The sequence below is a fragment of the Nostoc sp. CMAA1605 genome (assembly GCF_021596505.1).
Taxonomy (GTDB): domain Bacteria; phylum Cyanobacteriota; class Cyanobacteriia; order Cyanobacteriales; family Nostocaceae; genus Trichormus.
Map to the genome: position 1 here is coordinate 47,104 of NZ_PJIZ01000002.1, position 20,526 is coordinate 67,629.

The following is a 20,526-nucleotide window of genomic DNA, read 5'->3' on the forward strand; positions in this document are numbered from 1 at the left end:
TGTCGAAGTATTGGGGACTGGGGATTGGGGACTGGGGATTGGAGTAAATCTAAAACTCCTTGTCTCCCCTGCCCCCTGCCCCCTGCCCCCCTGCCCCCTGCCCCCTGCCCCCCTGCCTCCCCTAACTACTTCCGAATCGGTGTCCCACAGGGATAAGTGGCTACTTCCGTGTCAGTGGCGACTTTTTCTTTTGGTTGGTCTTTGGCGGCTAAATAATCGGTGCGGAGTTTGTCTAGTAAGGCCGGACGTTGATCATACAACCGCTTGAGGGGACGGGGTGGGCATTGGTTGAGAATATAGGATGTCACTAGGGGGATGGCGATGGTGCTATCGGTGTAACAAACTATGGTGCTGGGTAATTCTTCTGGGTCAATCTTACCCCAACTCACAGCCTCGGAAGGTGTCGCACCAGATAAGCCACCGGTATCAGGACGAGCATCGGTGAACTGAACAAAGAAATCATGTCCCCTCTCTTCTAAACCTAAGACTTCGTGAATCTGCGGTTGGGTTTGCAGTAAGAAGTTTTTCGGACTACCACCACCGAGAATGACGGCTGCGCTGCTACCTTCTCCTTCTCTGGCATTGTAGGCGATCGCAGCCGTTTCGTTTACGTCAATAGCTGGGTCTAATACCAACTGGGAACCCTCCAACGCTAAAGCCGCCACGTTCATCCCAATGGAACTATCCCCAGGTGAAGAGGTATAGATAGGCACACCGCATTCATAAGCTGTAGCTAACAAACAAGAATGCTGCACACCTAATTGCTTTTCGACTTCTCGCACATACTTACCCAGCAAGTAATGAAACTCAGCCGTTCCCATGCGCTTTTGAAAAGGTTCAGCTTGCAGTATTTTACGGATAAATGCGTCTGTTTCTAGTAGTACATCATACCCAAAGATGATGTCATAAATTCTGATTGTTCCTTCATCCCGCAGTTTCACATCATCTAAAAATGGGCTACCTGCGAACAACTCAAACCCCAAACCATAGTGCATATCATGGTAAAGATTTGCACCAGTGCTAATCATCCAATCAATAAAACCATTACGAATCAGGGGTGCTAATGCAGACACACCAAAACCGGCTGGTGTCATAGCACCAGAAAGACTAACGCCCACAGTAACACCATCTTTTAAAATATCCCGCGCCAATAACTGACAAGCTTCCCGCAACCGCGCCGAGTTGTACGCAGTGAAGTAATTATCAATCAAATCTACTACACTGATATCTGCTGACATCGGTATAGGTGCAATTTTCTTACCCAAATGTTTCGCCATAAGAGACTCCCTAACAGTAAACGCGCCGAATATAGTATTACAGCAAATAAAGGTAAGTAGGGGAGAAGGGCGGAGTTATCTTTGCACACGTGTGATATTTTGGGGATTGGGGATTGGGGATTGGGGATTGGGGACTGGGGACTGGGGACTGGGGACTGGGAGACAAGGTAGAAGTAATGACTGTTGACTAATGACTATTGACTAATGACTATTGACTAATGACTATTGACTATTGACCATTGACTAACAACCATGATTACAGGCAAAACTAAGTTACTAGGAGTAATTGGGTATCCGGTGGGACATTCTCTTTCACCGGTGATGCACAATGCAGCGATCGCTCATTTGGGTTTAGACTATGCGTATCTACCGCTACCTATTGATCCGCATGATTTAGAGGTAGCGATCGCTGGTTTGGCGGCGGTGGGGACTGTGGGTTTTAGTGTGACTATTCCCCATAAGCAGGCAATTATGCCGTTAATGGCGGAAATTACACCCCTAGCTCAAGCTATAGGTGCAGTTAATACAGTTAGCCGCAAAGATAACAAATGGGTAGGAACAAATACTGATATTATTGGATTTATTGACCCTTTGCAAACCACCTATCAACAGGATTGGAAGCAGAAAGTTGCAGTGATTTTAGGAAATGGTGGTGCAGCTAGGGCAGTAGTTGCAGGTTGTCATCAGCTAGGTTTTGCTAAAATTCATGTGGTAGGGCGTAATTTCGATAAATTGCGCGAATTTCAACAAAGTTGGGCAAATTCACCCATCGCAGAGAATTTACAAGTGCATAGTTGGGATAAGCTTACACAACTGATTCCTCAAGCTGGCTTATTGGTAAACACTACCCCGATGGGGATGTATCCCAAAGTTGATGATTCTCCTGTGAGTATAGACGAAATGGCGAATTTACCAACAGATGCGATCGCCTATGATTTGATTTATATTCCTCAGCCGACAAAATTTCTGCAATATGCACACCAACAAGGTGCAATTATCATTGATGGCTTAGAAATGCTAGTCCAACAAGGAGTGGCTGCATTAAAAATCTGGTTACAGCGAGACGACATACCCGTAGATGTCATGCGTCAAGCTTTGAAAAAGCAATTAGGTTTGGGTTGAGAGCAATTTTAGATTTTAGATTTTAGATTTTAGATTTTGGATTGAACCCGACAACAGACAACAAACAACAACTACTGAATTTCACGGAAATTCAGGTAAACAGTTAAGAAAATAGTTTGTAATAAGGACTTTAGTCCTCATCTAAGGACTGAAGTCCTTACTACTAACTTTTCCTTACTTCAAAAACCCCAGACTTTAGTCTTAACTGAACCGTATTGGCTTATAAATGCTAGTTACTAGGAATAGCTCAACAAATCTCGTTTCGCTATTTTAGTTAACCTTGTTTTTCTTTTGCTTCATCAACGCAACAGTACCCACCAATAAAATCCCTCCTAATATAGTAGGTTCAGGGACTTTTGCATAGGTAACAGTACCAGATATAAACTCAGTATTAGCAGGGTCTCTGGAGTAAATTGTAAAATCTTCACCAGCGATTTCATAAGCGATAGAACTTGCAGGATTATTTTGAACACCAAAAGCATAGTCTAGCGCAAAAACATTTTTACCCGTAGAAAAATTGTTGAGAAAAACAATAGGATAGTCTGGGTAGTCGAAATCATCTTGCTCAGTGTAAATATTAGATTCATCATCAAACTTAAAAGTTAGAGACTGCACTTTTGCTGCACCATCAATAAAAGTTGCATCATCAAAGCTAAACAGTCCATTACCTTTTTTCGTGGGACTATCAACTGTAAAAGCATAATTAACAATCGCCGCCGTAGTTGGTTTTACATCTATACTGGCTAATCCTAAAGTTAAACTAGCGACAGTTAGCAATAAACTTGAACCCCATTTCATCTCAGTTTCCCTCACTACAAACGAGATAATCTTGAGGTCATGAGTTTAAGTCTAATTTAATTGGAGGTAAAGATAAAAAATAAATCTCTGTTTCCTATTTCTTACCTACGTAAGTAATTTCAATAATCAAGTCGGATTACCATACATAGGACTCATATAGGATTCCTATTTGATTTTTGGAAAGAACTCAGTACACTTTGATTCTTTCCTGTTCCCTGTTCCCTGTTCCCTCCTTACGCAAATAATTTCAGGAATCAAAGCGGATTCCTATATTTGATTTCTGCGAAGCTAGGTACACTTTTATTTCTTATTTTTTCTTACCTGTTCCCTATTCCCTTACTACGCAAATGATTTCAGTAATCAAAGCGGATTCCTCTATAAAGCTATATAGTAAATCATCTATGCAAGAAAGCTGTCAGCATTGTGGTCAAAAAATTGCGATTGTCGGGACTACAGGATCAGGAAAAACAACTTTAGCCCGAAAAGTCGCTCAACACTTGCAAATTCTTCACATCGAATTAGACGCACTGCATTGGGAACAGAATTGGACTCCGGCGGCGGATGAAGTGTTTCGAGAACGAGTTACACAGGCTTTGAGTGGCGATCGCTGGGTTGTAGATGGTAACTATAGTCAAGTTCGTGATATCATTTGGAGTCAAGCCGACACAATTCTATTTCTCGATTATAACTTTTGGTTAGTTATGGGGCGACTGCTGCGGCGGACATGGCGGCGTTCTTGGCAGAAAGAAGAACTTTGGAATGGTAATCGTGAAGATTTTAAACTATCGTTTTTCAGTCAAGATTCTATTATTTTGTGGATGTTAAGAACACATCACCAAAACCGAAAAAAATATCTTCTGCTATTTCAACAACCAAAATATTCCCATCTATCAGTCATACAATTCAAATCTCCCCAAATGACAGATGAATGGTTAAGAAACTGCAAACATTAAATCAAAAACTGCCCTTAGACGGAAGTGATACCAAGGGCAGTATAGAGGAGTAAAAACCAAATTTCAAATTAAATAACTTAGACATCCTCTGGTTCAAGTTGCGCCACTGTAACTGCATTGACAGCAAAAGCAAAAACTAATGGCATAGGACATCTCAAAACGAAGGTGGAAATAACTGCTAAAACCGTACTAACAACTGCTGAAGTTGACCAAATCTTTTCTTCAAATGTCAGCCCTTTTTCAGATTTAATACTTCTGAGGACATGGCTAGGAATTGGTTCAGGCATGACACAACCTGGAGGAAACGCCCAGTAATGATTCCGTCGCTCTACAAATAGTTCTGTCCAGCCATTTTCTTCGCACCAAGCTTCGATCCATTCAATAGAGTAGTGTGTCATAATTGCAGTTACTTATTAGGCTTGTTGAATTTGTCTAATGAGGAACAATAAATCCCAGTCCAGCAGACTGATTCAGAGTTTTAGCAGTCAATATGAATCTTGGTCAATACTCCCCATGCAGAAGCTCTTTAAGCATCAGAAGATTATGCTTTATAAGCTTAATGCTCTTTATGATTAAAAGACTAACAGTCAATCTCGGCTATAAAACATAATTGACAATAAACTTTACTTGGAAATATCAACTTGAAGAATTGTAAATTACATCGCGATCGCATAATCTCAATTAAAAATATTTATACCCTAAAAATCACAATTTAAAGTCAAGAATTGTAAATTATTGCTAGAGTAAACACTTAATTTATTTGACTGAATCTAAATATATCTGATCATTAAATAATTTTTCTACTACCTAGAGTTGTATCTATCTCTCCAAAAGTCATACAAATCCTCAAGGTGTAGGCATTGCCAAGCATTTATAACAAAATGTTAAGCTGTTAATAATCCAAAACACTTAATCATCAGGAACGTACAAAATGAAGCAGCAAATTAATTACCTAAAGATGTTTTGGTGCAAAGCATTGATCTTAGCCTTGGGGATCATGGTTTTTTGCTTGCCTTTCCCCGTTTGGGCAGTAGACTGGACACATCCCCTATCATTTAGCAACGCAGAATTATCCCGCCATGATTTTTCCGGTGAGAGTTTACAAGCGGCGGAATTCTCTAACGCTAACTTAGAAATGACAAACTTTACTGGTGCTGACTTAAGGGGAGCAGTATTAAGTGCATCTGTGATGACACAAGCCAACCTCCACAGAGCAGATTTAACGAATGCAATGGTAGATCAGGTAAACTTAACAGGGGCTAATTTAAGCGATGCCGTTTTTAAAGAAGCTCTTTTACTCCGTGCCATCTTTAATAATGTGAACATAGAAGGCGCAGACTTTACAGATGCAATTTTAGACAAGGCACAAATCAAAGAACTTTGTACAAAAGCTAGCGGAGTAAATTCGCAAACAGGTGTAGAAACTCGTGATTCTTTAGGATGTTCATGAAGCGTGTAGGTGTAATTGGTGGCGGACAGCTAGCCTGGATGATGGGAAGTGCAGCGCAAAAGCTAGGGGTAGAGTTGATAGTGCAGACACCTAGCAGCCAAGATCCAGCAGTGGCGATCGCTCACGATACCATATTGGCAGCAATAGATGATGCTGAAGCCACAAAAAAGTTAGCAGCAAAATGCGATGTCATCACCTTTGAAAACGAATTTGTCGATTTAGCAGCATTATCACAGTTAGCAAATCAGGGTGTCTGCTTTCGTCCTAGATTAGAAGCCCTAGCACCCTTGTTAGATAAATATCATCAACGTTGTTATTTACGTGACTTAGGGCTACCCGTTCCCCAATTTTTTGCTATTGAACAACAGGAAGAGATTACAACCAAAATTGCAGACTTTGGTTTTCCCGTCGTTTTAAAATCTCGTCGTCACGGTTACGACGGACAAGGAACCTTTATCATTCGTGATGCAGCCAGCTTACAAGAGAAATTAGAGTTCAGCAAAAACAACCCAACTCTATTTTTAATCGAAGAATTTATCCCCTTTGAACGAGAATTAGCCGTAATTGCAGCCCGTGGGGTTGATGGAGAAATTGTCATCTATCCTGTGGTAGAAACCCAGCAAGAACAACAAGTATGTCGGCGAGTCATCGCCCCAGCGAATATTACATCAGAACAAGTTGCCACAGCAGAAGCGATCGCCCATAAACTATTAGACAGCCTCCAATTCGTCGGTGTATTTGCCATCGAATTATTTCTCACAACCGACGGTAAAGTCCTAGTTAACGAAATCGCCCCCCGCACCCACAACTCCGGGCATTTTTCCCTAGACGCGTGCGCCACCTCCCAATTTGAGCAACAACTCAGAGCTGTGTGTGGTATACCTTTAGGCGATCCCAGCTTACAATATGCAACCGCCATCATGGTCAACTTATTAGGTTACGAAACCTCTCAAAGCGACTATCAAAACAAACGCCAACAATTAGCCAACATTCCCCAAGCCCACGTCCACTGGTACGGCAAAACCGAATCCCGCCCAGGCCGCAAACTAGGACACGTCACCGTCTTATTAGAAAATCATCACCCAACCATAGCCGCAGAAATTGCCCAGACTGTGGAATCTATCTGGTACTCAAGTTGAAGAATTGAGCGTGTGGGGAAGGGAGACAAGGGGGACAAGGTAGACAAGGTAGATTCTATTCCCCATTCCCAATTCCCCATTCCCAATTCCCAATTCCCAATTCCCAATTCCCCATGCCCAACTTGCACACAATCCACTTTGAGAAGCTATAATGAGTGAGTTGCACTGCGACGTTGGTGACTGCCATCAAGTTTTTTGATCTATGTCTTTAAGAAAAAGGGAACCAAATATTCCCCGTGGCAGTAGACCGGGCTTGTACTCGGAAACTTTAAACGGGCAAAATCGGTACCCACCTGGTTTAACCAGGTCATAAACTTAGGTAAAACGGCGTTGCGGTGAACTCAAAATTTCTAGCTCCCATTTTTCATTGAAATTGGGAGCTTTAATTTTTTAGGGGTGTAAGGGTGTAAGGGTGTAAGGGTGTAGGGGTAAACTTTTCCAATTCAATGCCCAATGCCCAATGCCCAATCCCCAGTCCCCAATGCCCAATCCCCAATCCCAACTTCAAAAAGCTTAACGCCATTTGTATCATATGATGCTTAATGAGATACAAATCAGAGTTACGATAACTAAAACCTAACTTAATTTTTAGTTAAGAATAGAAAAATTGTTAAAATCCTCATTGACAAATCCTGTATTTCCAGCTTCGGTTTCCCGGCTAGATAATGGTCTAACGTTAATTCATCAAGAAATTCCCTCTACACCCGTAGTGGTGGCTGATATATGGGTAAAGGCTGGAACTATACATGAGCCAGAACCTTGGTTTGGAATGGCTCACTTCTTGGAACACATGATTTTTAAAGGTACAGCCACCCTAGATCCGGGAATGTTCGACCACAATATCGAAAATACAGGTGGAGTCAGTAATGCTGCCACAAGTTATGATTATGCTAATTATTCCTTGACGACTGCGGCTAATTATATAGAAGATACTCTGCCGCATTTAGGAGAACTACTAGTTAACGCCGCCATTCCAGACAGTGAATTTGAGCGTGAACGAGATGTAGTCTTAGAAGAAATCCGCGCTTGCTATGATGATCCTGATTGGGTAGGTTTTCAATCTTTGCTGCAAAGTGTTTACCAAGATCATCCTTATGGACGTTCAATTTTGGGGAACGAAGCAGAATTAATGCAGCACTCACCAGAGGCGATGCGCTGTTTTCACCGTACACACTACCAACCCGAAAATATGACAGTAGTGGTAACGGGGGGAATTAGTCAACAGCTAGCTTGGGATTTAGTTAACAGATCATTTAGTAAATTTGGTAAACGTGGAGAATGTCCCCCAGTTACACCAGTCACTAAACCCATGATTAATGGGGTAAGCCGTCAAGAATTGTATCTACCAAACATCGAACAAGCACGGCTATTGATGGCGTGGCTAGTACCAGGGGTAGAACAACTGCGTGCTGCCTATGGCTTAGATTTATTATCAGTATTATTGGCAGAAGGCCGGACTTCTCGTTTAGTGCGTGATTTACGAGAAGAACTACAACTAGTCCAAGGAATTTGCAGCAATTTCTCTCTACAACGTGAGGCGAGCTTATTTACAATCACAGCTTGGGTAGAACCAGAACACTTAGAAACAGTAGAAACATTAATTCTTGAGCATTTGCATGATATCCATAACCAAGGTGTTACCGAACAAGAATTAGCTCGTACACGTAGGCTGTTATGTAATGAATACGCCTTTTCCACCGAAACACCAAATCAGATCAGTGGAATGTATGGATATTACAACACCATCGCCCAAGCGGAATTATCCGTTATCTACCCCCAGCAAATTAAATCATTCACATCCCAAGAACTGCAAACATTAGCCCAACAGTATCTTTCAGTGCAAGATTACGCTGTAACCGTGATGAAACCATGCTAGGTTCTGACAGAGAGTTTAGAGGGAGCAGGGGGAGCAGGGGGAGCAGGGGGAGCAGGGGAAGCAGGGGGAGCCAGGGGAAGCAGAGGGAGAAAAACGAATGACTAATGACTAATGACTATTGACTAATGACTAATGACTAATGACTAATAACCAATGACTCAAACTGTGAATCCTTCTTTGTCTAACAATTCCCCTGTTCATCGCACTGTATTAAACAACGGTATTGTCGTGCTAGTAGCAGAAAATCCGGCTGCGGATATTATTGCGGGGAGAATTTTTATCCGTGCGGGTAGTTGCTGCGAACCGCGAGAAAAAGCAGGTTTAGCGCATTTACTAGCAGCAGTCATCACTAAAGGATGTGATGGCCTTTCTAGTATGGAAATTGCGGAAGAAGTCGAATCTGTGGGAGCTAGTTTGAGTGCAGACACATCGACTGATTATTTTTTAATGTCCTTAAAGACAGTGACAGAGGATTTTTCTCAGATATTATCACTGGCGGGACGGATTTTGCGATCGCCTACTTTCCCCACTACCCAAGTAGAACTAGAACGGCGTTTAACCATCAATAGTATTCGTTCCCAAAAAGAACAGCCCTTCACTTTGGCGATGGAACAAATGCGGCGGGTAATTTACCAAAATCATCCTTATGCAATGTCAGTCATGGGCGATGAAAACAGCGTCAACAATATCACCCAAACCGACTTAGTAGAGTATCACCAAACTTATTTTCGCCCAGACAATATAGTTATTAGCATTGCTGGACACATCACCAGTCATGAAGCCATAACTTTAGTTGAGTCAGTCTTTGGAGATTGGCAAATTCCAGAACAAGCAACGCCAACCAGTAATTTACCGGAAATTCCAGTAGAACCACAATCCCAACTCAAACCTGTACAGACACAGCAATCTATCGTCATGCTGGGTTATTTAGGTGCAGCCGTCAATTCTCCTGATTACGCGCCATTAAAATTGCTCTCTACCTATTTAGGTAATGGCTTATCTAGCCGCCTATTTGTGGAATTACGAGAAAAACGAGGTCTAGCTTACGAAGTTTCAGCTTTTTACCCAACTAAGCTATATCCAGGCTCATTTCTAGTTTATATGGGTACAGCCCCAGAAAATACCACCATTGCCTTAGAAGGATTACATACAGAAGTAGAGTTACTTTGTAACACAGAATTGTCTGAAACTAGCCTGCAAACTGCCAAAAACAAAATTTTAGGACAGTATGCTTTAGGTAAACAAACAAACGGACAAATTGCCCAAATCTACGGTTGGTACGAAATTTTAGGCTTAGGAATCGACTACGACCAAAAATTTCAAGAACTAATGGCTGCTGTCACTTCCCAAGACGCTTTAATCACAGCCCGTCACCACTTCCAGAAACCTTATATTTCCTTGGTAGGTCAAGAAGAAGCGATTAACCGCGCGATTTTGAGTGCTGATCTGTGAGTTGTGAGTGCTGAGTGCTGAGTGAAGTTTTTCTTCCCCTGCTTTCCCAATCCCCAATCCCCAGTCCCCAATCCCCAGTCCCCACTACTAAATAACCCCACGCGGTTGTAATATTAGCAACAGAAGTTCTGGGAGCAATTTCCATGAAAGGTAGCCTGACAGCAAGTATTGTGAGTTACTTAAATTTACTCAAGACATTTCGCTGTTGCAGCACAAGTCGGTTTTATTGGTTACTGTTGTTTTCTTGTTCGTCTGTGTTCCTTGGCCTATCGGCTGTAGTCGCAGTTACTACACCCCAACAAATAGCCCAACAAGTTGGGATCAGTCGTCCTACTCTCAAGGTTGGTAGTCAAGGTGAACGTGTCTCGGAACTTCAGGCGGCTCTGAAACTGTTGGGTTTTTACTCCGGTGCAGTGGATGGTAACTATAATGAAGCAACAGCCAATGCAGTTTCTCAATTTAAACAAACGGTGGGCTTGAGTCCAGATGGTATTGTGGATGCAGCTACTTGGCAAAAACTCTTCCCCAACCAACCTTTGACAGCATCAACGGCAACAAATAATTCCCCATCTAATTTTCCCGTTCCTACTCAACCTGCTACTGTCATTAACAATAGACCTGAACCCAGGCCAGCTAATCCCCGCGCTGTTCCTAATCAAGTTGTTGGGACTAAGCCTACCCCCAACCGGACACCGACTAAACCCCCAAATAATCAGGTGGTTAGAACTACGCCAGTTTCTAGGACTACGAATTCCAGACAAAACCCAAGTAATACCACTCGTTTAAGTCCGACTCCGCCAGCTAACCGCATTGCTGGTGTGCAGTACACTACCGAAGGCTGGCCAATTTTGCGCGTGGGGATGAGTAACCCAGAGGTTAGTAAGTTACAAACAAGATTGAGTCAATTAGGTTTTCTCAAGGGTAGTGTAGATGGTTACTTCGGCGTAATGACTGAAACGGCAGTGAAAGCAGCACAAAAACGCTATGGGATTAATCCTGATGGTGTAGTTGGTGGTGCTACTTGGGAGGCTTTATTACAACGTTCCTCTCAACGGCGTTAAATTATTTGTGGTAGAAAAAGTCACTTATCTCTGCTGTGTGATAGTTGGTAATTGTTAACTCACAAAATCAATTAGCAATTACCAATTGCTTTTTTTCGGATGTTTTCTGGTGAGGCTCATTTTTCTTGACAAAATATGAAAAACTTCCTGTTGACTTGGCTGGGTACTGCGGTGGCTTTGTTAATTACCGCCCATATCGTACCAGGATTTGAAGTAAAGAGTTTTGTGGCTGCGCTACTTGCTGTGGCCGTTATTGGGTTAGTTAATGCTTTTGTCAAACCAATTTTAGGTTTTTTGGCATTTCCTATTACTCTATTAACTTTTGGTTTATTTACATTAGTGCTGAATGCTTTTTTACTTTGGTTAGCAAGCATTCTCACGCCTCGTGACTATTTTGTAATTGATGGCCCGTTAGCTGCTTTTTTAGGGTCAATTGTATTATCTATAGTTTCTAGTGTAATTAACTACATTTTAAGAGGTGTAGAGGAGTAGTCAACCAATTTTAGATTTTGGATTTTAGATTTTAGATTTATTGCATCTATACAGGGATGCAGCGCAACGATTATTTTAGATTTGTTCTACCCACGCTGGGGCTTTGACTCAAATTAATCCAAAATCCAAAATTTAAAATCTAAAATTCGGAGGGTCATTAGTCAGCAGGGTTTGAGCTACGGCAATTGTTACTGCTCCTGGTTGCTCTGGTAGGCGGATAATTTGTTTGGGAACTATCAGCTTGACTGCTAAATTTGTCTGCGAGGCGGCTAAAATTGCTGCCGCTTCGGCTACACTTGGTGTTCCTACTATTTTAGCGATCGCCATGTCACCATGCGGCACCACAACTTGAGATAACATCTCGGCGGGAAAAGTCGTTAAAGGTAAGCCACGACTACGACAAAACTCTACTAAGCCGATTTCTCTAGCTTTAATATCAATAGTAGCAATGCCAGCGATCGCTGCTAACCTGAGTTCATAATTACGGCAAACTTGATCAACGGCTGTTAATAATAACTCAGTAGAAATCCCTGATTTACAGCCTATTCCCAGCCACAAGTTTTTAATTAATGGATTTTTTTGAGGAATACTTTCCAATCTTAAATCCAATCTTAGATTTCTAGTCGGTAGAGTCGATAACTTTCCGTACCTCGGTTTTCCATTACATGAGTAGATGCTAGCTTTTTGGCGTTTACTAAAATACAGAAAAACTGATAGTTAGAATACTGTTATCAGAAATGAAAAACTCTATATTAAGCATATCTAGCACAGTAGGAAACGCCGGAGGGATGACAAGGTAAAAACTAGAAAGTAAATATACTGTTCTAATTTCGCTTCTTTGGCATCCGTGAAGCAAAAGATTTTTTACCTGGTCTACTTTCGGTGTTTCAATTTCTTCCCATATCAGCCGCAGTCACTTTATATAACTACGACTTAAATCTGAGAATTTTTGTTTCTCATTTCTGTAACAGTTTTTTGATTCAGTATTTAATTTAATACCGTGTTTTTTACTAGTTGTCAAGTTGTCTAAGACAACTGCTTTTATCAAAAGATTCTAGATAAAATTTGTTGCCAAAACAACAGATATTTTTGATCATTCTTGCTTGATTACTGTTCAAAATTTATAACTTCCAATAGTTGTATAAAGATGTACAAGAGAACCACAAATTTTTGAGTTGCCAGCCTTTGCTACACAACTCTACTGCGAATTAGTAGAGTGTTTTGTATCTAATTTTGCGCTCCTGCTTGCTGCAAAATCTGCACAATACTTCTATAACCATTAAATTCTGCTAGCATCAAAGCACTATAACCACCACGGTTTTTTAAATTCATATCAGCCCCAGATGCTATTAACGTCTGGACTGCTGTACCATAACCTCCAGATGCAGCCCACATCAAAGCTGTAGCCCCAGCTGCATCTTGAGCATTAATATTTGCACCATTGCCTAACAGTAACTGAATTATCTGGTGATAGTTGCGTTCTGCTGCCTTAATTAGCGCAGTTTTGCCATCGTTAGCTGTAGCATGAGGATTCGCCCCATAATCTAACAATACCTTGACTGTCTGTGTATGTCCTTGGGAGACAGCTAAGATTAAAGGAGTTTCACCCTGATTATCCCCATGTACATTTGCGCCATAGTTGAGTAATGCTTGCACTATCTCACTGTGTCCTTGTAATGCGGCTACTATTAAGGGTGTATCACCCAGATGATTTTTCAGTTGAGGATCAGCACCCCGATTGAGTAGAATCTGCACTACATCTAGATATCCTTCGATGACAGCAAGGTTTAAAGCTGTTTCGCCATCTTGATCTTGATGATTAACTAAAGCCCCTTGCTCTAGTAGTATAGTGGCGATCGCTCCCTGCCCAGCCGCCGCAGCTGCAAAAAGTGCAGTTCCACCGTCTTGATTTTTGAAATTGACATCAGCTCCACCCGCTAGCAATGCTTGGGCTACCTCTAAATTTCCCAAGTCAGCCGTCATCATGAGCAAGGTTTCCCCATCTTCGTCTTGACTGTTAACATCCGCGCCATGTTGTAAAATCAACTGTACTACAGCTGCTTTTCCATGTTTGACAGCTAGCTTCAAAGCCGTATCACCATCTTTATCTGACAAATTGATATCAGCCCCAGTCTTGAGCAAAGTATGTACTACATTGCTATGACCTTTCAGTGCCGCTACCATTAAAGCCGTACTGCCATCTTCATTAGTCGCGTTAATCTCAGCCCCTCTAAAGATTAACATCTGCACAATATCTAATTGATTAGCACTAGCAGCCAGCATTAACGCCGTTAAACCGTAGCGTTTTCTAGTTAAATTAATATTTGCCCCTGCATCTAAAAGCGATCGCACAATTTCCGTATAACCTAGATTAGCAGCAAACATTAACGCTGTAGTTCCGTCGCGATCGCACACATCTACATTTGCACCCGCAGCCAACAGCGCATCCAACCGCTTTAAATCACCACTTTTAGCAGCCTTCAGCAACAAAGCATCATTGTTGTCAATCATGAATCAGTTCCGACTGGGAAATTTGATTTATTCAGTCTCAGAATTTAGTCTCAGATGCTTTTGCTACTTTGGCAAGTGGGAGGTTGGGGACTGGGGACTGGGGACACTTCGACAAGCTCAGTGCTTCGCTGGGGACTGGGGATTGGGGACTGGGGATTGGGGATTGGGGGGACAAGGTAGACAAGGTAGACAAGGTAGACAAGGTAGAGGATGAGAAAAACCGTTTCCTGTTCCCTGTTCCCTGTTCCCTGTTCCCTTTTCCCTAATAACTATTGACTAATGACTATTGACCATTGACTCAACAATCACCCATGAAATTGTGCTAATTTTTATTAAGATTTAAGAATTGGGTGAGAACACGATGAGTTTGGAACTGTCTGCCTCGGTTAAATATTGGCTAAATTTCTTTCACCCGTTAATTATGTGGGTGTTACTAGCACTTTCACTCTATGCTGCTTATTTAGGCTTGCAAGTACAGCGTACTCGTAACGCCCAAGGAGAAGAAAAGAAAGAATTAATTAAAGGTAGATATAACATTAAACACTACCAAATAGGCTCATTAATTTTGGCTTTGATGGTAGCTGGTGCAATTGGCGGGATGGCTGTCACGTACATTAACAACGGTAAATTGTTTGTGGGGCCGCACCTATTAGCTGGGTTAGGAATGACGGCTTTAATAGCATTTTCAGCCGCCCTATCTCCTTTTATGCAAAAAGGTGCTAATTGGGCGCGCGTGAGTCACATTATCTTAAATTTCGTGATTTTAGGACTGTTTACCTGGCAAGCCATCAGTGGTGTAGAAATCGTCCAAAGAATACTTTCTAAGGCGTAGTCAATAGTCATTAGTCAATAGTCAACAGTTATATTAACGCCGTGTGCAACTTTCTCTGAAACCTAACCCCAACCCCTTCCCTTGTAGGGAAGGGGAGCAAAAATAAAAGCCTCTCTCCTTGTAGGTGAGAGGTTTTGAGAGGGGTTTTAAAAATAAGTTGCACATTGCAATATATTATGTAGTCTAGAGATTTTATTCTTTTTATTTTTGTTGCTGGTTAAACACACAAACCAAAAAGCAAAACTCTCCATTCTTTAACTATTGACTATTGACTATTGACTACCTCACCACTTTTTCAGCAAATGTTTTGGAAAAGGTAAACCAAAAGTATTGTGAAAATCTTCTTGGACTTTGCGGGTGAGTCGGCGAGAAACTTGGCGGACTATTTGGTTAAGTAGGCGATCGCCTGTAGCCTGAATTAAAGACTGGGGCAAACGCTGGATAAATCGCGGGAAATGTATGCAAACGACCAAATCTAATTCCCATTCTACCCGTGTGACTTCACCTTCATCTTCTTTGAACTGTAAAGCCGCTTGATAGTCTACATCGTAGCCGGGTGCTTGATAGTCAGGGATAGGAATAGTGCGAATGCGATAAACTCCGTTTTCTGGGGGTAACAACTCTAAGCCAATTTTCGGCTCGACTTCATAACCAAACGCACCAAACTTACCAATAGTCAAAGCGTAACCATTTTCACCGAGAGGCTGTACCTTCATAGGTTCAGCACAGCGACAAAACCAGCTAGCATGGGTGTTCAGATATTCACCAACTGTGCTGGCTGGAGCGTACATTTCCATGCAGTCGGCATAATGACCATAAAATTTAGTTTGAGTATTTGTAGTGATTTCTGTACCCGTGGCTTCTGTATCTGGGATGTTAGCAGCAACGGGGACAATTTTTTCTGTAATTTCTAAAGATTGGTATTCGCCGTTTGTCGAAAGCATGAAGCATTCCCCTCTAGCATGGCGTTTGTCTATGTTTATGATTCCCAGGTTGAATGGGTCGGTTAGCACTAAACTTCCATTTTGACTGAAAGCTTATAATTTTGTCATAAACTTCATAAAATCACTAAAATATAAAACGGATCAAGCACACACTAGTTTCCCAGGGTAGCGTTTTCGATGAAAGCATTTGTAGCCGGCGCAACAGGTGAAACAGGTCGCCGCATTGTACAAGAGTTATTAGCACGTAACATCCCTGTGCGTGCTTTAGTCAGGGATATAGAGGTAGCTAGAGCTATTTTGCCAGCTGATGCTGAATTAGTGGTGGGTGATGTATTAAACCCACAAAGCTTAACTACTGCCTTGGGTGATAGTACAGTTGTTTTGTGTGCCACTGGTGCCAAACCAAGTTTTGATTTTACTGGCCCTTACAAGGTAGATTTTGAAGGCACTAAAAATTTAGTGGATGTAGCCAAAGCCAAGGGCATTGAGAATTTTATCTTAGTAACCTCCTTGTGCGTCTCCCAGTTTTTCCATCCGTTGAATTTATTTTGGTTAATTTTGGTATGGAAAAAACAAGCAGAAGAGTACCTACAAAAAAGCGGTCTGATTTATACAATAGTCCGTCCTGGCGGATTAAAAAATGAAGATAATACGGATGCGATCGTCATGCAGGGGGCTGATACATTATTTGACGGTAGCATTCCTCGACAAAAAGTCGCCCAAGTTTGTGTAGAAACATTATTTGAGCCATCTGCACACAATAAAATCGTCGAGATAGTAGCCAAACCACAAGCCAGTGCTAAAAGCTTTGGAGAATTGTTTCAGCAATGTTAGTTAATGGTCAATAGTCCATAGTCCATAGTCAACAGTCCATAGCTAAAAACGATAAAGCATTCTTTTTTTCAAGACTTTATACTGATTTCTTGTTATAAACCCAGAGAATACTTAAAGCCCTGACTAATGTACGGGCGGGTTTAACCAAAATATCTGTTTCAAAATGCGAATCTCTCACAGAACCCGCCCCTACTGACTAATGACTAATGACTAATGACTAATGACTAATGACTATTTCCGAACTTTGCCGAAATATATACGTCTGTTGCTGTTGTTACTTAAGAGAGTGAATTTGCAAGGAGTAAAACTCTGAAAAGCGTTGAACTCAAAGGGGTGGAAAAGTTTATCGGCCCCATAGCCGCACTACTTGCCTTTGTGTACTTATTTCAATGGTATGTGTTTGGGGATTTGCGATCGCCTTCTGATCCGATCTTCGGGAATAATTTACCACCTTTGGTGATGCAAGGGGGTGATCCTTACGTTCGCGCTTTAATGCGTACTATCTCAGCCAGTGAAGCCAATAGCAAGCGTCCCTATTCTCTCTTATATGGTGGACAGCAAATCACTGACTTAAGTAAGCATCCTGAGATATGCGTAACTATCCCTGTAGGGCCAAATACAGGAAATTGTTCTACTGCTGCTGGTAGATATCAAATTATTAATACCACTTGGTTTCATATTGCTCCCCGCTATCACCCCAAACCAGCCAACATGATGTTTTGGTCTAACTATAGTTTTGAGCCAGAATATCAAGACATAGTAGTTTATCGCTGGTTAAATGATTCTAGTGTCTGGGGAGTTGATATTTCCCAACAGTTGCGTCAAGGAAAAATCAACGACGTTTTACGGCGACTCTCCCCCACATGGACAAGTCTGGGTTATGGCATCGAAACCAATTCTATTAGTAAATCTTTGCCCAAGATTTATCAAAAAATGCTCCAAGAAGAATTAACTATAGCTAATCAACCCAACGCAGCTAATGCAGCTACCCCCAGTCCCAAGATTAAGCCCCAAGTCAAGCAACCGTAAAGAATTTTGGATTTTGGATTTTGGATTGAATATAAAGTAAGGGCGGATTTGAAAAATATCTGTTTTTCCAACATGATAAAACCCGCCACCACAAATACAAAATCTTAAAATTACTTGACTGTGAACGGTTAACAGTCAACAAACCCCATGGGAATAACTTAACTATACAAAGCCTTCACCCAATGCCATTCCTGGAATAAACCTTCTTGCAAAGACACTTGCGGCTGATAGCCTAAAATTTGTCGTGCCTTAGAAACATCAGCCGCCGTATGTCTAGCATCCCCCATTGCTTTTTCGATGTGGTTTCTTTTGATGGGTTTATTGACGATTTTTTCCATTGTGTTGAGGACTTCTGTTAAAACCACTCTGCTACCACCACCGATATTAAAAATCTCTCCCACAGCTTCAGGTACGGTAGCTGCTGCTAAATTTGCCGCTACAGCATCCTTGACAAAAGTAAAGTCTCGTGTTTGCTGTCCATCACCATAGATGGGAATTGCTTCATCTTGTAAAACAGCTTTGAAAAATTTGTGAAATGCCATATCAGGGCGTTGTCTGGGGCCGTAAACAGTGAAATAACGCAGAGCCACAAAAGGCACACCAAAATTTTTGTGATATAGTCCACACAAACGCTCGGCAGCTAGTTTAGTAATTCCATAGGGCGAAACTGGCTGTGGAGGAATACCTTCATGAGTTGGTAAGGTTTCCGCATCCCCATAGACGCTAGATGTAGATGCAAACACAAATCTAGTTAATTGTTTAGCGTCTTTAGCTGCTTCTAGTATGACTTGTGTAGCGTTAATATTGCGTTCTGTGTACGCACGAAAACCTTGACCCCAACTGGCTCTAACTCCTGCTTGGGCAGCTTGATGATAAACTACATCTACATCTTGCAGCAATTTTGACCAATCTAAGCTTTGAATATCGTTCTCAATTAAAGTAAAGTTAGGCGAACTTTGTAAGTGAGCAAGGTTTTTACGTTTGAATATGGGGTCGTAATAATTGTTAAGTTCATCAATACCAATTACTTGTTTTCCTTGTTCTAGAAGAGTTTCAGCTAGATGAGAGCCAATAAATCCTGCTGCTCCAGTTACAATAACTTTAGTCATGTTCTCTATGTTGTATTGTTATTTTTTACTCAGAATACTTATAGGTTAATCTCGATAATCCTGGAATAGCCATTATTTAGGAATAGGAATTTTATTTTTAGGGGTGTAGGGGTTTAAGGGTGTAGGGGTTTAAAAAATATAATAATTTCTATTCGTTTTTCTCTCATACCCCCACACCCCCATACCCTCATACCCCTACACCCTCATACCCTCATACCCCTACACCCCTAACAAGGTACTTGCATCAAAGTAAGAATTGGTGAAAAATTGATCCGCAGCCATCAGGCATTCTTACTCTCAAGGGACGCAAGAGGAAATCAGTGAAAGTTTTAGTTGTAGGGAATGGCGGACGCGAACACGCGCTGGCTTGGAAATTGTTGCGATCGCCCCAAGTTGATCAGGTAGTATGTGTACCAGGTAATGGTGGTACAGCCACTATGGCACGTTGTCAAAATATCCCCTTGGCAGTGGATGATTTTGAGGGTATCAGTAAATACGCCCTAGATAATGGGATTTCGCTGGTGGTGGTAGGGCCGGAAGTACCCTTAGCTAAAGGTATTACTGACTACTTACAAGCAAAAGGATTAAAGGTATTTGGCCCTACCAGAACTGGTGCCAAAATTGAAGCAAGTAAAGCTTGGGCAAAAGCTCTGATGCAAGCAGCAGGCATTCCTACTGCTAAGGCTGCGGTATTTACTGAGGCAACAGCCGCTAAATCTTACGTCCAAGCCCAGGGTGCGCCAATAGTCGTCAAAGCCGATGGTTTGGCAGCCGGGAAGGGTGTAATTGTTGCTACTACAGTAGAAGAAGCAGAAAACGCCATTGACACTATCTTTCAAGGGCAGTTTGGCAGTGCTGGGGAATTTATCGTTATTGAAGAATGTTTAATTGGGCAGGAAGTTTCAGTGTTAGCCGTGACAGATGGCATCACCATTCGCCCCTTATTGCCCGCCCAAGACCACAAACGCATCGGTGAGGGGGATACAGGCGAAAATACAGGTGGCATGGGCGCGTATGCCCCAGCACCCATTGCTACGCCAGAAATTATGGCTAGGGTGCAAACGGAAGTTTTAGAAAAAGCGATCGCGGCTTTAAAATCCCAAGGTATCGATTATCGTGGTATTCTCTACGCCGGCTTGATGATTTCACCCGATGGCAACTTTAAGGTTCTAGAATTTAACTGTCGCTTTGGTGATCCTGAAACCCAAGTCATCCTGCCACTCTTAGCCACACCCTTAGAAGAGTTGATTTTAGCTTGCGTCGAGCAACGTTTGAGCGAATTACCCCCCTTAGCATGGTATGAAGGCACATCTGCCACAGTAGTAGCCGCTTCCGGCGGTTATCCAGGGGACTATGAAAAAGGCAAAGTCATAACCGGAATTGCAGAAGCCGAAACCAAAGCAGCCACAGTCTTTCACGCCGGCACAAAATTAAACGAACAACAACAAATCGTCACAGATGGCGGCCGAGTCTTAAACGTGACAGCTACAGGCGAAAACTTCCAGCAAGCCCTAGCCAAAGCCTACGAAGGTCTAGAATCAATTAAATTTGACGGAATGTATTACCGTAGAGATATTGGTCATAGAGTGGTGAGTGGTGAGTAATGAGTAATGAGTGCTGAGTAATGAGTAATGAGTAATGAGTAAT

At 42.0% G+C, this 20,526-nt stretch carries 22 protein-coding genes and 1 other RNA gene; 14 read left to right on the forward strand and 9 right to left on the reverse strand.

Translation table 11 applies throughout. The features are described from left to right. Positions 1-125: 125 nt before the first annotated feature. Positions 126-1,277: a homospermidine biosynthesis protein gene (locus tag CV014_RS01080; RefSeq protein ID WP_236140323.1), complete on the reverse strand. Its 1,152-nt coding sequence runs from the start codon at positions 1,275-1,277 to the stop codon at positions 126-128. Between the two features lie 252 nt (positions 1,278-1,529). On the opposite strand from CV014_RS01080, the gene CV014_RS01085 reads away from it, so the two are divergent. Beyond that, positions 1,530-2,399, forward strand: coding sequence for a shikimate dehydrogenase (locus CV014_RS01085; RefSeq protein WP_236140324.1), 870 nt, complete (start codon positions 1,530-1,532; stop codon positions 2,397-2,399). A 270-nt stretch (positions 2,400-2,669) separates the two neighbouring features. Here CV014_RS01085 and CV014_RS01090 read toward each other — a convergent pair whose 3' ends face one another. Next, positions 2,670-3,197 carry a PEP-CTERM sorting domain-containing protein gene (locus tag CV014_RS01090; RefSeq protein ID WP_236140325.1) on the reverse strand — a complete coding sequence of 176 codons (528 nt, stop codon included), beginning with the start codon at positions 3,195-3,197 and terminating at the stop codon, positions 2,670-2,672. A gap of 401 nt (positions 3,198-3,598) precedes the next feature. Between CV014_RS01090 and CV014_RS01095 the strand changes: the two genes are divergently transcribed. Then, positions 3,599-4,150, forward strand: coding sequence for an AAA family ATPase (locus tag CV014_RS01095; protein ID WP_236140326.1), 552 nt, complete (start codon positions 3,599-3,601; stop codon positions 4,148-4,150). 77 nt (positions 4,151-4,227) lie between these two features. On the opposite strand, the gene CV014_RS01100 is transcribed toward CV014_RS01095, so the two are convergent. Then, a complete protein-coding gene (locus CV014_RS01100) occupies positions 4,228-4,548 on the reverse strand; it encodes a hypothetical protein (RefSeq protein WP_236140327.1) in 321 nt (106 codons plus the stop codon). 560 nt (positions 4,549-5,108) lie between these two features. Between CV014_RS01100 and CV014_RS01105 the strand changes: the two genes are divergently transcribed. The 3 genes from CV014_RS01105 to ssrS all read left to right on the forward strand — a co-directional run bounded on the left by CV014_RS01105 (position 5,109) and on the right by ssrS (position 7,082). After that, entirely contained in the window at positions 5,109-5,600 is a 492-nt protein-coding gene (locus CV014_RS01105; protein WP_236140436.1) for a pentapeptide repeat-containing protein, read from the forward strand. After that, positions 5,597-6,739 (forward strand): 5-(carboxyamino)imidazole ribonucleotide synthase, encoded by a 1,143-nt coding sequence (locus CV014_RS01110; RefSeq protein ID WP_236140328.1) that lies wholly within the window; start codon positions 5,597-5,599, stop codon positions 6,737-6,739. The genes CV014_RS01105 and CV014_RS01110 overlap by 4 nt, the downstream gene beginning before the upstream one ends. Positions 6,740-6,898: 159 nt before the next feature. Further along, a non-coding RNA gene (gene ssrS, locus CV014_RS01115) (6S RNA) lies at positions 6,899-7,082 on the forward strand. Between the two features lie 39 nt (positions 7,083-7,121). Here the strand turns inward: ssrS and CV014_RS01120 are convergent. Continuing rightward, on the reverse strand, positions 7,122-7,262 hold the full coding sequence (locus CV014_RS01120) for a hypothetical protein (RefSeq protein WP_236140329.1): 141 nt from the start codon (positions 7,260-7,262) through the stop codon (positions 7,122-7,124). Between the two features lie 84 nt (positions 7,263-7,346). Between CV014_RS01120 and CV014_RS01125 the strand changes: the two genes are divergently transcribed. Next, positions 7,347-8,615, forward strand: a complete 1,269-nt coding sequence (locus CV014_RS01125; protein WP_236140330.1) for a M16 family metallopeptidase — start codon at positions 7,347-7,349, stop codon at positions 8,613-8,615. 153 nt (positions 8,616-8,768) lie between these two features. Continuing rightward, entirely contained in the window at positions 8,769-10,067 is a 1,299-nt protein-coding gene (locus CV014_RS01130; RefSeq protein WP_236140331.1) for a M16 family metallopeptidase, read from the forward strand. Here CV014_RS01130 and CV014_RS01135 read toward each other — a convergent pair. After that, positions 10,036-10,212, reverse strand: a complete 177-nt coding sequence (locus CV014_RS01135) for a hypothetical protein (RefSeq protein ID WP_236140332.1) — start codon at positions 10,210-10,212, stop codon at positions 10,036-10,038. The two genes, CV014_RS01130 and CV014_RS01135, sit on opposite strands and share 32 nt — an antisense overlap. On the opposite strand from CV014_RS01135, the gene CV014_RS01140 reads away from it, so the two are divergent. Together CV014_RS01140 and CV014_RS01145 are read left to right on the forward strand one after the other, a co-directional pair. After that, on the forward strand, positions 10,211-11,128 hold the full coding sequence (locus CV014_RS01140; protein WP_236140333.1) for a peptidoglycan-binding domain-containing protein: 918 nt from the start codon (positions 10,211-10,213) through the stop codon (positions 11,126-11,128). The genes CV014_RS01135 and CV014_RS01140 overlap by 2 nt on opposite strands. Positions 11,129-11,263: 135 nt before the next feature. Continuing rightward, on the forward strand, positions 11,264-11,620 hold the full coding sequence (locus CV014_RS01145; protein WP_236140334.1) for a phage holin family protein: 357 nt from the start codon (positions 11,264-11,266) through the stop codon (positions 11,618-11,620). Between the two features lie 132 nt (positions 11,621-11,752). On the opposite strand, the gene CV014_RS01150 is transcribed toward CV014_RS01145, so the two are convergent. Both CV014_RS01150 and CV014_RS01155 read right to left on the reverse strand, forming a co-directional pair. After that, positions 11,753-12,229, reverse strand: coding sequence for a cobalamin biosynthesis protein (locus CV014_RS01150; protein ID WP_236140335.1), 477 nt, complete (start codon positions 12,227-12,229; stop codon positions 11,753-11,755). Between the two features lie 618 nt (positions 12,230-12,847). Further along, complete coding sequence (locus CV014_RS01155) at positions 12,848-14,131, reverse strand: ankyrin repeat domain-containing protein (protein ID WP_236140336.1); 1,284 nt, start codon at positions 14,129-14,131, stop codon at positions 12,848-12,850. 83 nt (positions 14,132-14,214) lie between these two features. Here CV014_RS01155 and CV014_RS01160 point away from each other — a divergent pair, with 83 nt between their 5' ends. Continuing rightward, positions 14,215-14,397: a hypothetical protein gene (locus tag CV014_RS01160; RefSeq protein WP_236140337.1), complete on the forward strand. Its 183-nt coding sequence runs from the start codon at positions 14,215-14,217 to the stop codon at positions 14,395-14,397. 95 nt (positions 14,398-14,492) lie between these two features. Next, a complete protein-coding gene (locus CV014_RS01165) occupies positions 14,493-14,963 on the forward strand; it encodes a DUF4079 domain-containing protein (protein ID WP_236140338.1) in 471 nt (156 codons plus the stop codon). A gap of 284 nt (positions 14,964-15,247) precedes the next feature. Here CV014_RS01165 and CV014_RS01170 read toward each other — a convergent pair whose 3' ends face one another. Then, positions 15,248-15,907 carry a DUF1997 domain-containing protein gene (locus tag CV014_RS01170; protein WP_236140339.1) on the reverse strand — a complete coding sequence of 220 codons (660 nt, stop codon included), beginning with the start codon at positions 15,905-15,907 and terminating at the stop codon, positions 15,248-15,250. A gap of 177 nt (positions 15,908-16,084) precedes the next feature. Here CV014_RS01170 and CV014_RS01175 point away from each other — a divergent pair, with 177 nt between their 5' ends. Both CV014_RS01175 and CV014_RS01180 read left to right on the forward strand, forming a co-directional pair. Further along, entirely contained in the window at positions 16,085-16,741 is a 657-nt protein-coding gene (locus CV014_RS01175; RefSeq protein WP_236140340.1) for an NAD(P)H-binding protein, read from the forward strand. A gap of 375 nt (positions 16,742-17,116) precedes the next feature. Continuing rightward, positions 17,117-17,770, forward strand: a complete 654-nt coding sequence (locus CV014_RS01180) for a glycoside hydrolase family 24 protein (protein WP_236140437.1) — start codon at positions 17,117-17,119, stop codon at positions 17,768-17,770. A gap of 158 nt (positions 17,771-17,928) precedes the next feature. Here CV014_RS01180 and CV014_RS01185 read toward each other — a convergent pair whose 3' ends face one another. After that, entirely contained in the window at positions 17,929-18,879 is a 951-nt protein-coding gene (locus CV014_RS01185) for an NAD-dependent epimerase/dehydratase family protein (RefSeq protein WP_236140341.1), read from the reverse strand. 320 nt (positions 18,880-19,199) lie between these two features. Between CV014_RS01185 and purD the strand changes: the two genes are divergently transcribed. Next, positions 19,200-20,483 (forward strand): phosphoribosylamine--glycine ligase, encoded by a 1,284-nt coding sequence (gene purD, locus CV014_RS01190; protein ID WP_236140342.1) that lies wholly within the window; start codon positions 19,200-19,202, stop codon positions 20,481-20,483. Positions 20,484-20,526 lie beyond the last annotated feature (43 nt).

Coding starts and splice junctions, on each gene's coding strand:
- CV014_RS01080 (WP_236140323.1), bottom strand. CDS start 1,277: ATGGCGAAACATTTGGGTAAGAAAATTGCACCTATACCGATGTCAGCA.
- CV014_RS01085 (WP_236140324.1), top strand. CDS start 1,530: ATGATTACAGGCAAAACTAAGTTACTAGGAGTAATTGGGTATCCGGTG.
- CV014_RS01090 (WP_236140325.1), bottom strand. CDS start 3,197: ATGAAATGGGGTTCAAGTTTATTGCTAACTGTCGCTAGTTTAACTTTA.
- CV014_RS01095 (WP_236140326.1), top strand. CDS start 3,599: ATGCAAGAAAGCTGTCAGCATTGTGGTCAAAAAATTGCGATTGTCGGG.
- CV014_RS01100 (WP_236140327.1), bottom strand. CDS start 4,548: ATGACACACTACTCTATTGAATGGATCGAAGCTTGGTGCGAAGAAAAT.
- CV014_RS01105 (WP_236140436.1), top strand. CDS start 5,109: ATGTTTTGGTGCAAAGCATTGATCTTAGCCTTGGGGATCATGGTTTTT.
- CV014_RS01110 (WP_236140328.1), top strand. CDS start 5,597: ATGAAGCGTGTAGGTGTAATTGGTGGCGGACAGCTAGCCTGGATGATG.
- CV014_RS01120 (WP_236140329.1), bottom strand. CDS start 7,262: ATGGCGTTAAGCTTTTTGAAGTTGGGATTGGGGATTGGGCATTGGGGA.
- CV014_RS01130 (WP_236140331.1), top strand. CDS start 8,769: ATGACTCAAACTGTGAATCCTTCTTTGTCTAACAATTCCCCTGTTCAT.
- CV014_RS01140 (WP_236140333.1), top strand. CDS start 10,211: ATGAAAGGTAGCCTGACAGCAAGTATTGTGAGTTACTTAAATTTACTC.
- CV014_RS01135 (WP_236140332.1), bottom strand. CDS start 10,212: ATGGAAATTGCTCCCAGAACTTCTGTTGCTAATATTACAACCGCGTGG.
- CV014_RS01145 (WP_236140334.1), top strand. CDS start 11,264: ATGAAAAACTTCCTGTTGACTTGGCTGGGTACTGCGGTGGCTTTGTTA.
- CV014_RS01155 (WP_236140336.1), bottom strand. CDS start 14,131: ATGATTGACAACAATGATGCTTTGTTGCTGAAGGCTGCTAAAAGTGGT.
- CV014_RS01165 (WP_236140338.1), top strand. CDS start 14,493: ATGAGTTTGGAACTGTCTGCCTCGGTTAAATATTGGCTAAATTTCTTT.
- CV014_RS01170 (WP_236140339.1), bottom strand. CDS start 15,907: ATGCTTTCGACAAACGGCGAATACCAATCTTTAGAAATTACAGAAAAA.
- CV014_RS01175 (WP_236140340.1), top strand. CDS start 16,085: ATGAAAGCATTTGTAGCCGGCGCAACAGGTGAAACAGGTCGCCGCATT.
- CV014_RS01185 (WP_236140341.1), bottom strand. CDS start 18,879: ATGACTAAAGTTATTGTAACTGGAGCAGCAGGATTTATTGGCTCTCAT.